Source organism: Prosthecobacter sp. (assembly GCF_044378005.1).
Lineage (GTDB): Bacteria > Verrucomicrobiota > Verrucomicrobiia > Verrucomicrobiales > Verrucomicrobiaceae > Prosthecobacter.
This window is the reverse complement of the sequence record NZ_JBILYB010000007.1, coordinates 51,939-65,696: the sequence shown is the minus strand read 5'-3', so window position 1 is coordinate 65,696 and position 13,758 is coordinate 51,939. Positions and strand designations below refer to the sequence as shown.

Below are 13,758 nucleotides of genomic sequence, written 5' to 3'. Positions count from 1 at the left end.
AGTATGTCCAAACCACTCAGCATCCTCCTCTGGCTCGCCATCTCCGCGCTCGGCGCGGGCTCCGTCGCCTTCTCCGCGTTTCACAAAGGTGAGACGATCAATGCCCTTTGGATCGTGGTGGCGGGGCTGTGTTCCTTTGCCGTGGCGTATCGCTTCTACAGCAAGTGGCTGATCACCAAGGTGCTCGTGCTGGATGACCAGCGCGCCACGCCCGCCCATACGAAGCAGGACGGCAAGGACTTCGTGCCAACGAACAAGTGGGTGGTCTTCGGACATCACTTCGCCGCCATCGCTGGTCCGGGGCCGCTGGTCGGGCCGGTGCTCGCGGCGCAGTTTGGCTATCTGCCGGGGATGCTTTGGATCTTGATCGGCGCGACGCTCGGCGGCGGTGTGCATGATGCCATCGTCATGTTTGCCAGCATCCGTCGCGGCGGCAAATCGGTGGGCCAGATGTTAAAGGAAGAGGTCAATCCCGTGGTCGGCTTCGTGGCGATGATCTCGGTGCTTTGCATCATGACCATCCTGCTCGCCGTGCTCGGCTTGGTGGTAGTGAAAGCACTCGCCGAGAGCCCCTGGGGACTCTTCACCATCGCCATGACCATCCCGCTGGCCTTCATCATGGGCTTTGGGCACACGATCTTCAAAGTCAGCGTGCGCGACATCACCATCTTCGGCATCGTCGGACTGATCGTCAGCGTGTGGGCAGGCAGCAATCTCAAGGAATGGGGCATCGAGCACTTCTTCGATTACAAAGGCGAAACCATCGCCTGGTCGATCATGATCTACGGCTTCGCCGCCTCCGTGCTTCCTGTGTGGATGCTGCTCGCGCCGCGTGACTACTTGAGCACTTTCATGAAAATCGGCACCGTTGCTGTGCTGGCGGTCGTGGTCATCTGGGTGGCCCCTGAATTGCAGATGCCGAAACTCACGAAGTTCGTCGATGGCACCGGGCTCGTCTTCCTCGGCGGAGTGTTCCCCTTCGTTTTCATCACTATCGCCTGCGGCGCCATCTCGGGCTTCCATGCCCTGATCTCCAGCGGCACCACGCCGAAGCTGCTCGACCGCGAGGAGTCCATCCGCAGCGTGGCCTATGGCGCGATGGTCACGGAGATGCTCGTGGCACTGATGGCCCTCGTGGCCGCCAGTGCGCTGATGCCCGGCGAATACTTCGCCATCAATGCCGGCATCAATAAAACCATGGCCCCGCAAGAGGTCGTCGGTGTCATCACCAACGCAGGATTCCCCGTCACCGTGGCTGGCATGGACAAACTGGCGGCTGACATCGGCGAAAAGACGATGTTTGGCCGTGTAGGTGGAGCGCCCACCTTTGCCGTGGGCATGGCGCAAATGTTTGCCCGTGCCTTTGGTCCGGGCTGGATGGCCTTCTGGTATCACTTTGCCATCATGTTTGAGGCGCTCTTCATCCTGACTACGATCGATGCAGGCACACGTGTCGGACGCTTCATTCTGCAAGACTTCCTCGGAGGTGTCTGGAAGCCGCTGGGCAACACGCAAAGCCTGCCAGCCAATGTCTTTGCCAGTGCGCTGCTCGTCGGTGCCTGGGGTTACTTCCTGTATCAAGGTGTGGTCGATCCGCTGGGTGGCATCAACACTCTCTGGCCGCTCTTCGGCATCGCCAATCAGTTGCTCGCGGTGATCGCCTTCTGCCTTGGCACCACGATCCTGATCAAGATGGGCAAGGCCCGCTACCTGCTCGTGACGGTGATTCCCCTGCTCTTCCTGATGAGCGCCACCTTCACGGCCGGCTACATCAAGCTCTTCGATGCCAACCCGAAGATGGGCTTCATCGCCGGTGCCAAGCTCTATGGTGATAAGCTTGCTACTGGAGGCACACCGAAGGAGATGAAAGAATGGGCCGCACAGCAGTTCAACTTCAACGTCGATACCGCTGTCACCGGCTTCTTTCTCCTCGCCGTCGCTATCATCTTCCTCGGCTGCCTGCTGGAGTGGATCAAGCTTCTCAGCGGCGCGAAGAAAACGGTGCTCAATGAAGACCCCTACGTCGCCGTGGCTGACGCCGCTTGATCCACTGCCATGCGCTGTCCTGCCTGCCGAAATGTGATCCATGAAGGCGATGCAGCCTGCACCGCCTGTGGATTCACGCTCGCCGCCCTGGACCCGCATCTCGGCATCCCGCCGCAGCTCACGCCGCCCGTGGTGGACATGGCGCAGGTGCTGTCTTCCAGCGCACGCAGGACGCTCGTCGAGGCCACTCGACGCGCAGAGCAGCATTTCCCTGACCTTCATGCGGTGGTGATCACCGCGGTGGTGCCTGCCAATTTCAGCCCCGAGCTGTATGCCTTCTGGCTCTTCAACCGCACCGGCCTCTTCAGCGAGGTGGAGAAGGGCGGAGATAATCATGGCGTGCTCCTGCTGCTCGACACCCAAGCGGCCCGCTGCGCAGTGATGATCGGCTACGGACTTGAGCCACTCATGACCACGCTTGCCCTGGAAACATCACTCACGGCGGCAACGCCCTATTTGATGAAGCAAAACTACGCCAGCGCCGGTCTCGCCTTCTTCCGCGAGTTCGAACGTCAGCTCGAACTTGCTAGCGAAAACTGGCCGAAGACTTTTGGCTATTCGGAATCGACTCCTTGGTTCGACTCCAGCACAGGCAATGTGCTCGTGTCCACGCAGACGGCTGGAGATGATCTGTATTAAACACGCCATGAACCGCCGCCATTTCCTTCTCGCCGCCTCATCCTGTGCACTTCCGGCATTTGGCGGCGAGCACCTGCCGCAAAGCGTGACCTTCATCGGAGAGAACAAGTTTCAGAGCATCCGCGCGCGTGCTCACCACGACCGCTGGCATGCCCTGCCCATAGGCGCACGGGTCATTGCCTGCGCGCAGCAGATACTTGGCACCCCTTATGCCGGCTTCACGCTGGAGATCGACGATCACATCGAGTCCCCTTCGGTGAACTTCAACGGGCTCGACTGCTGGACCTTCTTCGAGACCGCGCTCTGCCTCGCGCGACTGTTCCGAAAGCCGGTCATCACTCCGTATGAAAACGCCCAGCCCTCCGATCTCCTCCGCGAGATCGAACGGACGCGTTATCGCGGTGGCCAATGCGGCGGCAACTACCTCGACCGCATCCATTACCTCGAAGAGTGGTTCCGCGACAATCACGCACGCGGCCATGTGCGCGACATCACTCGCAGTCTCGCACCCACCGTGCCACTCACCGGGCGCCGCATCGACGAAATGACCGTGCTTTGGAAAAGCTACCGCTACCTCGCGCACAACCCCGGACTGCGCAGCGGCATGGCCCGCATCGAGGCGGAACTCCAGACGCATCCCTTCGAGTACATCCCCAAGGCATCCGTAGCTTCCATCGAGCCGAAACTGCAAAACGGCGACATCATCGGCATCGTCACCCACAAGCCGCATGTCTATTGCAGCCACGTCGGGCTGGCCATCCGCACCCAGGACGGCATCACGCGCTTCATGCACGCCTCCGCCACGAAGAAGCGGGTGATCATCGACAAGTCCGTGTCCGGCTATCTGGCCGACTTCAAAAGCCATGCCGGCATCATCGTGGCACGGCCTCTGTAAAAGCGCCCTTGCAATCCCGGCGAACATCCGCCATATCGGAGCCGTGGTTCAACACATGCCGGTGTGGTGAAATGGTAGACGCGCTAGACTCAAAATCTTGTATCCGTGAGGATGTGTCGGTTCGAGTCCGACCACCGGTACCACCCCCTGATTTATCAGGGGTTCTCGTGTCTCTGCGGGATGCGCACGCATGAGTTGGGTTCTGTTGGGCAAAGATTGTCCTGCGCCTTGCGCATGGTGGAGACGCAGTGGAATGTGGCCCACCCCCCTCCGCCATGAATCCGCGTCATATCCCCCTCGTCCTCGTTTTCCTCGGTCTCAGCTATGGCATCTGGCACTACCATTCGGATGCAGGCCGTCTGCGTCAGGAGATGGATCAAGTGAAGGCCTCCCATGAGCTCGCTCTTCAGGCCAAGGATGAAGAGATGCAGCGCACATTGTCCGCCCAGAACGCCCAGCATCAAAAAGCGCTCCAGGCCGTGAATGATGAGCATGACAAAAAGCTCGGCGAACTGCGCAGCGAGCAACGCCAGCAGATGGCTCGCGCCTACAAGGAGTTTGAAAACATCTTTACCGGCAACAAGCAGACGCTCGACTACATCGCCGCTCTGGAAGCCAAGATGAAGGCCGGGCAGACGCTCTCGAAGATCGAACTGGAGAAGATGGTCATCATCGCCAACGGCGTCAGTTTCCTCCAGAAGCAGTATCAAAAGCCACTGCAGGAGTTCGCTGCTCTCCAGGATTACTTTGAAGACGTGGCCAAGCGCCCGAATGAGAAACCCACCACACGCTTCGGTTTCTTTAAACGCATCTTCAGCAAGAACTTCCGCGAAGCCGAGAAAGAGCATCTGCGCGAAGAAGGCGCACGCCGTGCCTTTGAAGAAGCCCAGGGCAAATTCGATGGCGTCTATGCCTCGGCCCAGAACTCGATGAAAGCGGTGAATCTGGACACCAATGCTCTGCTCAAGAAGCTCGACGATGTCATCCTGGCCAAGCAGGACGCGAACGCGGAGGATCTCAGTGCTGAATTCGCCAAAGCTCGGTCCGCCCTGCGCACGCACCAAGAGATCCTCGACTTCGACCCCGAAGTGCCGACGCAGGCTCCGAAGGTGCAGCCTTGATTCGACAAACCGGAAGCGTGGTCCCCGCCTTCAGTCCAAGCATTAACCTGCTCCGCATTCAGATGGCGGACTTCGATGGCCCATTCGTTCACAATCCAAGGCGGCGCTTGATCTCCTGGGCGCTCTCCAGGGCCTCTTCTATCGTCTCCCCGAGCACGGTGATGTGGCCCATCTTGCGCTTCGCGCGGGCTTCGGCCTTGCCGTAGAGGTGCAGCTTGGCACGTGGATGCTGGAGCACGGGGCTCCAGTCGGGGTGGATCTTTGGCTCCGGCCAGACATCGCCGAGCAGATTGATCATGACCGCCGGTGAATGCTGGGTGGGATCTCCCAGATTCAGGCCGCAGATGGCGCGCATCTGCTGCTGGAACTGGTTCGAGATACAGGCGTCGATGGTGAAATGCCCGCTATTGTGCGGACGCGGGGCGATCTCATTGACGAGCACCCGCCCATCGGCAGTGACGAACATTTCGACGGCCATGGTGCCGATGTAATCGAGGCCCACGGCCACGGCTTCCCAGAGTTCGAGCGCCTGATCCATGATCGCCGAGTCCACCCGCGCAGGGGAGATGCTGAGATCCAGGATGTGATGGGCATGCTGATTCTCCACGACGCCATGCACAGCCATGCGGCCATCGACGCCGCGTGCGCCGACGACAGAGATCTCGCAGACGAAAGGCACCCATTGCTCGACGACGGCGTGATGCCCCTCAAAGAGCTTCCAGGCCTCCGCCAGATCCGTGTCCGCGTTCACCTTGCACTGGCCTTTGCCATCGTAGCCAAAGGCAGCGGTCTTGATGACGCATGGGCGACCGAGTTCAGCCACCGCCTTTTCCAACCCGGCCTGATCTTCAATGATGCGGAACTCCGCACAGGCGATGCCCTGCTCCCGCAGGAAGAGCTTCTCGCGCTCGCGGTGCTGGGTGATGTGGATGGCCCGCCGTCCGGGACGCAGGGGCTTGACGGCCTCGACGGCCTGCAAACAGGCGTCAGGGATGTTTTCAAACTCAACGGTGACCACGTCCACACGACTGAGGAAGTGGGCCAGAGTACTCTGGTCATCGTAGGCCGCATTGAACTCGGCATCGGCAAAGTGACCTGCGGGGCAGCCTGGGCTCTCGTCCGTGTAGATCGCCACGCGATAGCCGGAGCGGCGGGCCTCCAGCGCCAGCATTCGTCCGAGCTGACCTCCGCCGAGGATGCCGATGGTGGAAGGGGGTAAGAATGTCGAATGACGAATGTCGAATGACGAACCTGGATGAGCACTATCAGGAGAAGAATCGGACATGGAGTTCAGATTTTCGTCATTTGTCATTCGGGCTTCGTCATTCCCTCCAGCTCCTTCTGGCTCTCCAGCACCTTCGCCGTCTGGCGGTCGCGGAAGGCTTGGAGCTTCGCGGCGAGATTGGGGTTCTCATTGGCGAGCATGGAGATGGCAAAGAGGCCGGCATTTAGCGCCCCGGCATTGCCGATGGCAAAGGTGGCCACGGGGATGCCGCCGGGCATCTGGACGATGGAGTAGAGGCTGTCCATGCCGCTGAGGGCGCGGCTCTGCACCGGCACGCCGAGTACGGGGATGGTGGTCATGCTGGCCGTCATGCCGGGGAGGTGCGCGGCTCCGCCAGCTCCGGCGATGATGCACTTCAGCCCCCTGCCATGAGCGCTGGTGGCGTAATCATAGAGTAGCTGCGGCGTGCGGTGGGCACTGACGACCTTCTTTTCATAAGGCACGCCGAAGTCCTCCAGCACTTGCGCTGCGTTTTGCATGGTGGGCCAGTCTGAACTGGAGCCCATGATGATGCCGACGATGGGTGAACTCATGGTGTTGTCCCCGCACCTAGCCCGCCCCCGAGGGCTGTGCAAGCGGGGAGCACGTTGATGGAGGTGCGCTTACTTTCCTCTTTGATCTTCCGGCGGGGCGCTGCATGACTAGCGCCCCTTTTTCAATCCCGCCTCTTTCCCGCCCATGTCCGCCACCCTCTCCCCACGCACCATTCACATCGGCCTCGCAGGGCTGGGCAATGTCGGCGCGGGTGTCTTCAAGAACCTCGATGCCAACCGCGACCTCATCGTGCAGCGCACCGGGGCCGACATCCGGGTGAAGCGCGTCATCGTCCGCGACCTAGCCCGCGCTCGTGACGTCGCCGTGCCTGCGGACATGATCAGCACGCGCTGGGAGGACCTGATCGAGGACACGGACATCCAGGTCGTCGTCGAGCTCATCGGCGGCACCACCACGGCGTATGACCTCGTCTGCGCGGCCCTGCGGGCGAAGAAGATTGTTGTTACCGGGAACAAAGCCCTGCTTGCCGAGCGTGGGCAGGAGCTGTTCGCGCTCGCGGAGCAATGCGGGGTGCCGATCTACTTTGAAGCCGCCGTCGCGGGGGGCATCCCGATCATCCAGGTGCTCCAGGAAGGCCTCGTCGGGAACCGCATCCTCTCCATCCACGGCATCATCAATGGCACCTGCAACTACATCCTCACCCGCATGAGCCAGGCTGGCCTCAGCTACGCCGATGCCTTGCAAGAAGCGCAGGACAAAGGCTACGCCGAAGCCGACCCCACCCTCGATGTCAGCGGCTGGGACGCTGCTCACAAGGCCATCATCCTCGCGTCACTGAGCTATGGCTTCTGGATTCCCACCGGCTGCGTGCATGTCGAAGGCGTGGACAAGATCGACCTCGCTGACTTCAAGTTCGCCAAGCGCCTCGGCTACACGATCAAGCTCCTCTCCGTCATCCGCGCGGATGCCCAGGGCCTCGTGGAAGTCCGCACCCAGCCCACGCTCGTGCCATTGAGCCATGTGCTCGCCAGCGTCAGCGGCAGCTTCAATGCCGTGCTGGTCAATGGCGACATCGTCGGCGAGACCCTCTTCTACGGACGCGGCGCTGGTCAGGACCCGACCAGCAGCAGCGTCATCAGCGACCTCTGCGAAGCCGCCGCCACCCTCGTCTATGGCGCACGCCACAGCGGCTTCGTCCCGCATGGCCTCTACGGGAAAAGCAAACCCATCGACGACACCGTCTCCCACTATTACCTCCGCCTCACCGTGGCAGATGTCCCCGGCGTGCTCGCCAAAGTCGCCGCCGAACTCGGCCGGCGCAGCATCGGCATCTCCTCCATGATCCAGCCCGAGGACCTCGAAGACACCAGCGGCCAGACCAGCCTCGTCCTCATGATCCACGATGCCCGCCTCGGCGATGTCAAAGAAGCCCTCGCCGCCATCAGCGCCCTCGACTGCATCCGCGGCGAGCCGAGCTGGATGCGGGTGGAGACGCTCCAGGGGTAAGGAGGGGTGGTCCTTTGGCGCTGCCTGAAGTGGGGTGCCTCATTCTGGAGACAAAACCTCTGGGTGCATGACACGGGCTCTCTGTGCCCGCGATGTTACCCCACATTGCCCACGATGTTAGCCCACACTGCCCACGATGTTAGCCAACACTGCCCACGATGTTAGCCAACACTGCCCGCGATGTTGGCTAACATTTGCCAAATCTTAGCTCACTTCTGAGAATAATCGGGCCCATGAGGACGGATGTTGAGATAGCGGTAGCCTTGTTGAGACGGGGCATTCCAGACGCGCGACAGCGTCTTGGAGTGCGGCGGCCATGACGCCGCTTTCACCGGAGCGAAGGAGGCCGGGGCATCACCCCGCCGTCGAAAGCGGTGTCGCGCTCCGCTTGCCCCACGCACTCCAAGACGCTCCGCGCCGCAGCCAGCCAATGCGAAGGAACACTGGCTTCTTTGGAGCGAAATGAGTATTTCCTAGCGCCACCCGACAGGCATCCCTACTCTCCCCAGAATGCCTGAAAAGACCCTCGCCGAGTTCGCCACCACCTTCGATCGCGCCTCCCTCCAGCCCCGGCTAGCGGAGGCGGAGGAGCAGCGGCGGATGCTGCTGAAGCTATTTCCGCGTGTCACTTTGGCTGAACTGCCGCTGGAACGTTATGCCACAGACCGAGATGACCCTGACACGCTGGCGAATCTACTCGCCATTGGCACACCGGCTCTTGGAAACATCAAAGGGGTCGGCTTCCGAGTTGCGGGCATTCATCGCCTGAAGGGCACGGGTTTGTTCAAGAGCTCTCTGGAGAACGCAGCTGATGCCGAGCAGGATTGGATTCGCCTACGCGCAGCCTTGGTACAGTGCTGTGATCTGGCAGCCAGCGGGCAGTGGGAGGACATCGACAAAGTCTCCGTCTCCAATTGGATTCCCGCCATCCGGTCGAAGCTCCTTCATGTGTACTTCCCTGACGAAGTGCTGCCCATGTATGTCTCGGGTGAGCTCGGGCATTATCTTGATGCTCTAAATGTGGGCTTCTCGCCTGGCAACGGCAAGTGGGCCGCTGCTCCGAATCGACGGCTTCTGGAGTATTTGCGTACTCTGCCTGAACTGGCTGGCTGGAACACTCAGGAACTCGTGGAACTGCTCAGAGCTTGGTATCCAAAGCCAAATCCTAGACCTTCAGACATGAACCAGCCTGAGTTGGTGCTGGAGGCCATGCAGGACATGTATGCAGATGATCCTGTGGAGAACGAGTGTGTGACTCCAGATCAGGTCGGGCGCTATGTGAAGATGAACTTTGGTAAGAAGATCGCAGCCTGTGGAACGGTGATGGCAGACATGGTGGCTCCCGGGCTTACACAGACAAAGACCTCCAAAGTGCCGCTTCACCTGCGCGTCCTAGAACGCGTGAGACAGGGGCTTTACCGACTCTTACCTGAAGCGGCTGAAACCTCGGCTGACCTCGAAAACTTAAATTCACCAACTCCTTCAGTCATGCACCCAGCCCTCAACCAAATCCTCTACGGCCCACCGGGCACTGGGAAGACCTACCGTGTCATACGCGAGGCAGCGGCGATCATCGCCGGGCAGCCGATAGCTGACGATCAAGCGGCCAAAATGGCCTATGACAAAGCTTCTACCGAGGATCGAATCAGACTGGCGACCTTCCATCAGTCCTTCAGCTATGAAGACTTCATCGAGGGCATCCGCCCGGTGATGGAGGAGGATGGCAAAGCTGCCTTCCAAGTGCGTGACGGCATCTTCAAAGAGATTGCCACGGAAGCGCTGTTTGCGTGTTTGGAGGAGGTTCCTGCCCTGCCCCCGAACACAAGCATCTCAGAGACTGATCTGAATGACACCATGAGTAAGTTGCCCCGCCGACCTGGTGAAAACACCATCACCGGGAGGGTGTGGCAAATCGCCGATGAACTCTCCACCAACGACACCCCGGCAACACGTCTGGCCGTGATTGATAAAGCTCTGGCAGAAGGGATAAACAATCACACTGCACACACTCAGTACGGTCATTGGCGCAAAGCCAAAGGGCTAACAAGGTTTAGCCGGGCGCGACAGATCGAGAATAACCTCACCGACAGGGATGATGACGAATTTGTCTCCAAGACGGTCCAATCCTACCTCGAACTCGGCCCCGCCTCCGGCTGGCAGCTCCGCGCAGACAAAAACTTCCCGACCTATGTCCTCATCATCGACGAGATCAATCGCGGAAACATCAGCCGAATCTTCGGTGAGCTGATCACACTGATCGAGGACGATAAACGTGAGGGCGAAGCGAATGCCTTGCGGGTCACGTTGCCCTCATCGCGCGAGCCTTTCACGGTGCCGCCGAACCTTTACCTGCTCGGCACGATGAACACGGCGGACAAGTCCCTGGCACTGTTGGATGTCGCACTGCGGCGTCGCTTTGAGTTCCGTGAGCTGGCCCCCGACTTCACGGCCTGCGCAGATCTGCCGGAAGAGATGCGTGGCGTGCTGAAGCGGCTCAACGAACGCATCGAACTGCGCAAGGATCGCGATCACCGCATTGGCCATGCCTTCTTTATGGGCGTAAAGGAAGCGGAGGGCTTCAACCGTGCCTTTGTCCGCAAGGTGGTGCCGCTTTTGCAGGAGTACTTCTTCAATGACATCGACGGCGCACGCTTCGTGCTCGGAGAGATCGGTCGGGAGAGCGAGCCAGGCTTCCTGCGCCAGATCACCGCAGCCTCCGCCGATGCCAAGTATCAGCGCAACCGCTGGCGCTGGTTCACCGATGTGGAGCCGGACATGGATTGCTGGTCACGACTCAGTGAAACGCTGGGAAGCTGACCTCCACGCTGCGTCTTGACCCTGGGAATCACTCCAGAACCATGCCTTCTGACCTGCTGCGCCTTTGCGAATACCAGTCCGTCCGCGTGGACTGGAGTCGGGAGGTGCGTGAGGCGGTGCTGGCGGCGGCGGAAGTCTGGAAGGAGGCGCATGGCCTCTCCCAACCACCTTTGAGTTTCGAGGGAGCGGATGGCTGCACGCTATGCGTGCAGCAGCATGTCGGAGTCATCGAGGCAGGCGGCGTGTGCGTGGAGATTTACCCGAAGCTGGACTCTGCACTGATGGATGATCCCAGCTTGATCGAAAGCCGCACCACCTCGGTGATGACCAGTCTGCTCTGGTTGCTGGAGGAGTCTGGCTATGGCGGACTGGTGGATGCCGGAGAGGCCAGTGTGGAGGAGTCTCCCGACTCGATCTCTGACCTCCTGGCCTGGCTTTTCGCCCGGCGGCTGCGGCACCAGCTCAGCCTCGGGATGCCGCAGGAGTATGTGAGCCAGCGCGATGATCTGCCGCTGGTGCGTGGCCGCATCGAGTTTGCCCGGCAGGCGACCGTGCTTTTTGGCAGGCCGGATGTCATCGCCTGCGCCTGGGATGAATTCACGCCGGACACACCTTTGGCCCGCCTGCTGCGCTGCGCCACGGAGCTGCTTTTAAGCCGAGTGCGCCTGCCTGGAGCCGCTGCGGATCTGCGTGATGCTCTGGCCATGCTGGAGGAAGTGGAGCCCGTGCATCCGCTGGAGGCGCTGAGTGCTGCGACTGCCATCCGCTGGAGCCGCCTGAATGCCCGCTGGCGGCCCTGCCATGATCTCGCGCTCGCCGTGCTCCGAGGTCTCGGGCGTGAGATGCACGCAGGCGGCACGGAGAGCTTCGTCTTCCTGCTGGACATGAATCAGCTCTTCGAGAGCTACTGCACCCGCTGGATCGAGCGCTCCTCCGGCGCTGTGGTACATGAGCAGGTGCGCCTCGGCTCACTGCTCATCTCTCCGACTCAAAAGCTCGGCCAAGACGCCGACTTCCTCTGGCATCAGGATAACGAAGTCTGGGTGGGCGATGCGAAGTACAAGCGCCCCATCGGTGATGACTGGCCGAAGATCGACGACGTGCGCCAGCTCATCTGCTACGGCCAGCTCGCCACACAGCGGCATCCCGGCAAGGCCAGCCGCCTGATGCTGCTGCATCCCACGACAGGCGCTGAGAGTTCAGCGGAATGGCAGACCTTTGAGGGTCAGCTTCTGCGGGTGCAAAGCGTGCGCGTGGTGAAGTCGAGCTGAGGCGGTTGAAGACGCTTCAGGTCATGACTGCTGGTCCTCCCACCGCAGTGCACCCCAAAACTCAACTCGTTGAAAATCTGCATTCAGTGCAGGGAAAGTCAGCTCCCCTCGGTCTGGAAAAGAGTTTTCTGGAGTCCTGAAAGGCTTCCCTCGTCCCGCCTAAAAGTCGTCCTCAGCCAACTGAGCTGTTCCTGCCTCGATGGAAGAGCCCAGCTCCCCCAGCCCGGCTTCCCCTGGCTTGCCGCGACTTTCCCGGCCACTGTCCCCAGCCCCTCCTCGGGAGAGTTGAGCCGTTTCCGCAGCACCCACCGATTGTCCACCTCCCCTGCCCTGATCTGGCAACCGAAGGATAGGTGTGTCTGCCATGGGCCGACTCATTTCTTTCCGAGCCACTCGACGCTGAGGATCTGCTCGATCTCCATTTTGCCGCCAGCTTCGGGGATGTTCTCGGTGCTCTTCTTCCAGGTGACGCGGCACTTTTTGCCAACATACGCCTGGGGGTTGTCGATGACTTTGTCCACGGTGGCATCACCTTTGAGGATGAAGAAGGAAAGGGCATCGCCGGACTTCGAGGTCATGTTCCAGTGGAAGTAGTCTCCTTCCTCGATGCGGACGAAGGTGCCCTCGGCCACCTGGGTCTTTGGCGTGGCCTGGCTCCCCTTCTTCAGCGCGGCGACGAAGGCGGCGGTGTTCGTGACGAGACGCTCGGTGATGGCCTGGTAGTCCTCACCATGGAAGACGGGTGCGGGCTTCGCGGTGGTGAGCCATTTGAAGATGCTGCCTTCTTTGAAGTAGAGGCGTTCTTCGACCTTGGCGCCGCGTTTGCCGTCCTCGGCGTTCTGGTAGTAGGTGCTGAAGACAAAGAGCGGCTTCTCGTTCTCCAGATAGTATTCCTCGACGCCTTCGCCATCGTCACCGTTTTTGGCGACGATCTTTCGCACTTTGCCTCCATCGAGCCAGCCGGTCAGTGCGAACTCGGTGGGTTCGTCCTTGTGGGTGGCGGTGACTTTCTGGAATGAGGCCAGTTGCGCGTTGATCTGGCTGTAAACGGCCCGGTGATGCGCGGTGTCTGTCTGAGCCTGGGCAGGGAGACCGAGGATCAGCAATGCCGTGAGGGTGAGAAGGACGGAGGAGGCTTTCATAGGATTCTGAGGCGATGGCCAAAGGGGACTCACCTCGCGAGTATTTCCAGCACAGCTTTGCAGTCTGCGGCTTCGGTCAAAGGCTGTGCTCATCTGACTGCCCGCTTACGGGCCGATGGCCAGCCAGTTGAACTCGACGGCGAAGACCTGTGAACTGGCCCAGGTGGAGATGACGGCCTGGAAACCTGATTCGGTGATGTTCTCCGCCTTCAGGGTGATGCGGGAACTCTCACGCTGATCCATGTCGAATCCCGTGAGGCCGAGCTGCACCACGGGGACGGAGGAAAAGGACGAGGCGAAGGCGATGTCCACCGTGAAGCTGCGTGAGACTTCCGTCTGAGGATCAGTGACGTCGAGATTCCAGCCTTCGGTCAGGACACCGACGCCAACACGGGAGGAGAGAACTTGCCAGGGAACAGTGGGAGAATACATGAAGGAGCTGCTAAAAAGCAGTATTCGGGCCGGGTTGATCGCCCGCTAGGAATCTGGTGGCTTTTTCAGATGCAGCCAGTCACGAAGCGTCACACTATCGACAAACAAA

At 60.5% G+C, this 13,758-nt stretch carries 11 protein-coding genes and 1 tRNA gene; 8 read left to right on the top strand and 4 right to left on the bottom strand.

Going from position 1 to position 13,758, the window contains the following annotated elements:
- Positions 1–3: 3 nt before the first annotated feature.
- The 5 genes from AC6FTP_RS02955 (at position 4) to AC6FTP_RS02935 (ending at position 4,701) form a co-directional block, all read left to right on the top strand.
- Positions 4–2,046, top strand: a complete 2,043-nt coding sequence (locus AC6FTP_RS02955) for a carbon starvation CstA family protein (protein WP_497205407.1) — start codon at positions 4–6, stop codon at positions 2,044–2,046.
- A 9-nt stretch (positions 2,047–2,055) separates the two neighbouring features.
- The gene (locus tag AC6FTP_RS02950; protein ID WP_497205406.1) at positions 2,056–2,685 is read left to right on the top strand and encodes a TPM domain-containing protein; all 630 of its coding nucleotides are present in this window, start codon (positions 2,056–2,058) and stop codon (positions 2,683–2,685) included.
- Positions 2,686–2,692: 7 nt separating this feature from the next.
- Positions 2,693–3,580 (top strand): N-acetylmuramoyl-L-alanine amidase-like domain-containing protein, encoded by an 888-nt coding sequence (locus AC6FTP_RS02945; protein ID WP_497205405.1) that lies wholly within the window; start codon positions 2,693–2,695, stop codon positions 3,578–3,580.
- A 57-nt stretch (positions 3,581–3,637) separates the two neighbouring features.
- Positions 3,638–3,723, top strand: a tRNA-Leu gene (locus AC6FTP_RS02940).
- 132 nt (positions 3,724–3,855) lie between these two features.
- Positions 3,856–4,701, top strand: coding sequence for a hypothetical protein (locus tag AC6FTP_RS02935; protein WP_497205404.1), 846 nt, complete (start codon positions 3,856–3,858; stop codon positions 4,699–4,701).
- 88 nt (positions 4,702–4,789) lie between these two features.
- Here the strand turns inward: AC6FTP_RS02935 and AC6FTP_RS02930 are convergent, their stop codons facing one another.
- Both AC6FTP_RS02930 and purE read right to left on the bottom strand, forming a co-directional pair.
- Positions 4,790–5,986 (bottom strand): 5-(carboxyamino)imidazole ribonucleotide synthase, encoded by a 1,197-nt coding sequence (locus tag AC6FTP_RS02930; protein WP_497205403.1) that lies wholly within the window; start codon positions 5,984–5,986, stop codon positions 4,790–4,792.
- Between the two features lie 23 nt (positions 5,987–6,009).
- Positions 6,010–6,519, bottom strand: coding sequence for a 5-(carboxyamino)imidazole ribonucleotide mutase (purE, locus tag AC6FTP_RS02925; RefSeq protein ID WP_497205402.1), 510 nt, complete (start codon positions 6,517–6,519; stop codon positions 6,010–6,012).
- Positions 6,520–6,664: 145 nt separating this feature from the next.
- Between purE and AC6FTP_RS02920 the strand changes: the two genes are divergently transcribed.
- From AC6FTP_RS02920 to AC6FTP_RS02910, 3 genes are all read left to right on the top strand, one after another.
- Positions 6,665–7,987 (top strand): homoserine dehydrogenase, encoded by a 1,323-nt coding sequence (locus AC6FTP_RS02920; protein ID WP_497205401.1) that lies wholly within the window; start codon positions 6,665–6,667, stop codon positions 7,985–7,987.
- Positions 7,988–8,497: 510 nt separating this feature from the next.
- Positions 8,498–10,804, top strand: a complete 2,307-nt coding sequence (locus AC6FTP_RS02915) for an McrB family protein (RefSeq protein ID WP_497205400.1) — start codon at positions 8,498–8,500, stop codon at positions 10,802–10,804.
- Positions 10,805–10,845: 41 nt separating this feature from the next.
- A complete protein-coding gene (locus AC6FTP_RS02910) occupies positions 10,846–12,075 on the top strand; it encodes an McrC family protein (RefSeq protein WP_497205399.1) in 1,230 nt (409 codons plus the stop codon).
- A 374-nt stretch (positions 12,076–12,449) separates the two neighbouring features.
- Here the strand turns inward: AC6FTP_RS02910 and AC6FTP_RS02905 are convergent, their stop codons facing one another.
- Both AC6FTP_RS02905 and AC6FTP_RS02900 read right to left on the bottom strand, forming a co-directional pair.
- Entirely contained in the window at positions 12,450–13,217 is a 768-nt protein-coding gene (locus AC6FTP_RS02905) for a hypothetical protein (RefSeq protein WP_497205398.1), read from the bottom strand.
- A gap of 105 nt (positions 13,218–13,322) precedes the next feature.
- The gene (locus tag AC6FTP_RS02900; RefSeq protein ID WP_497205397.1) at positions 13,323–13,649 is read right to left on the bottom strand and encodes an H-type lectin domain-containing protein; all 327 of its coding nucleotides are present in this window, start codon (positions 13,647–13,649) and stop codon (positions 13,323–13,325) included.
- Positions 13,650–13,758: the final 109 nt, after the last annotated feature.

Excerpts from the sequence above, each read along its gene's own strand:
- AC6FTP_RS02955 (WP_497205407.1), top strand. The coding sequence starts at position 4 with ATGTCCAAACCACTCAGCATCCTCCTCTGGCTCGCCATCTCCGCGCTC.
- AC6FTP_RS02950 (WP_497205406.1), top strand. The coding sequence starts at position 2,056 with ATGCGCTGTCCTGCCTGCCGAAATGTGATCCATGAAGGCGATGCAGCC.
- AC6FTP_RS02945 (WP_497205405.1), top strand. The coding sequence starts at position 2,693 with ATGAACCGCCGCCATTTCCTTCTCGCCGCCTCATCCTGTGCACTTCCG.
- AC6FTP_RS02935 (WP_497205404.1), top strand. The coding sequence starts at position 3,856 with ATGAATCCGCGTCATATCCCCCTCGTCCTCGTTTTCCTCGGTCTCAGC.
- AC6FTP_RS02930 (WP_497205403.1), bottom strand. The coding sequence starts at position 5,986 with ATGTCCGATTCTTCTCCTGATAGTGCTCATCCAGGTTCGTCATTCGAC.
- purE (WP_497205402.1), bottom strand. The coding sequence starts at position 6,519 with ATGAGTTCACCCATCGTCGGCATCATCATGGGCTCCAGTTCAGACTGG.
- AC6FTP_RS02920 (WP_497205401.1), top strand. The coding sequence starts at position 6,665 with ATGTCCGCCACCCTCTCCCCACGCACCATTCACATCGGCCTCGCAGGG.
- AC6FTP_RS02915 (WP_497205400.1), top strand. The coding sequence starts at position 8,498 with ATGCCTGAAAAGACCCTCGCCGAGTTCGCCACCACCTTCGATCGCGCC.
- AC6FTP_RS02910 (WP_497205399.1), top strand. The coding sequence starts at position 10,846 with ATGCCTTCTGACCTGCTGCGCCTTTGCGAATACCAGTCCGTCCGCGTG.
- AC6FTP_RS02905 (WP_497205398.1), bottom strand. The coding sequence starts at position 13,217 with ATGAAAGCCTCCTCCGTCCTTCTCACCCTCACGGCATTGCTGATCCTC.
- AC6FTP_RS02900 (WP_497205397.1), bottom strand. The coding sequence starts at position 13,649 with ATGTATTCTCCCACTGTTCCCTGGCAAGTTCTCTCCTCCCGTGTTGGC.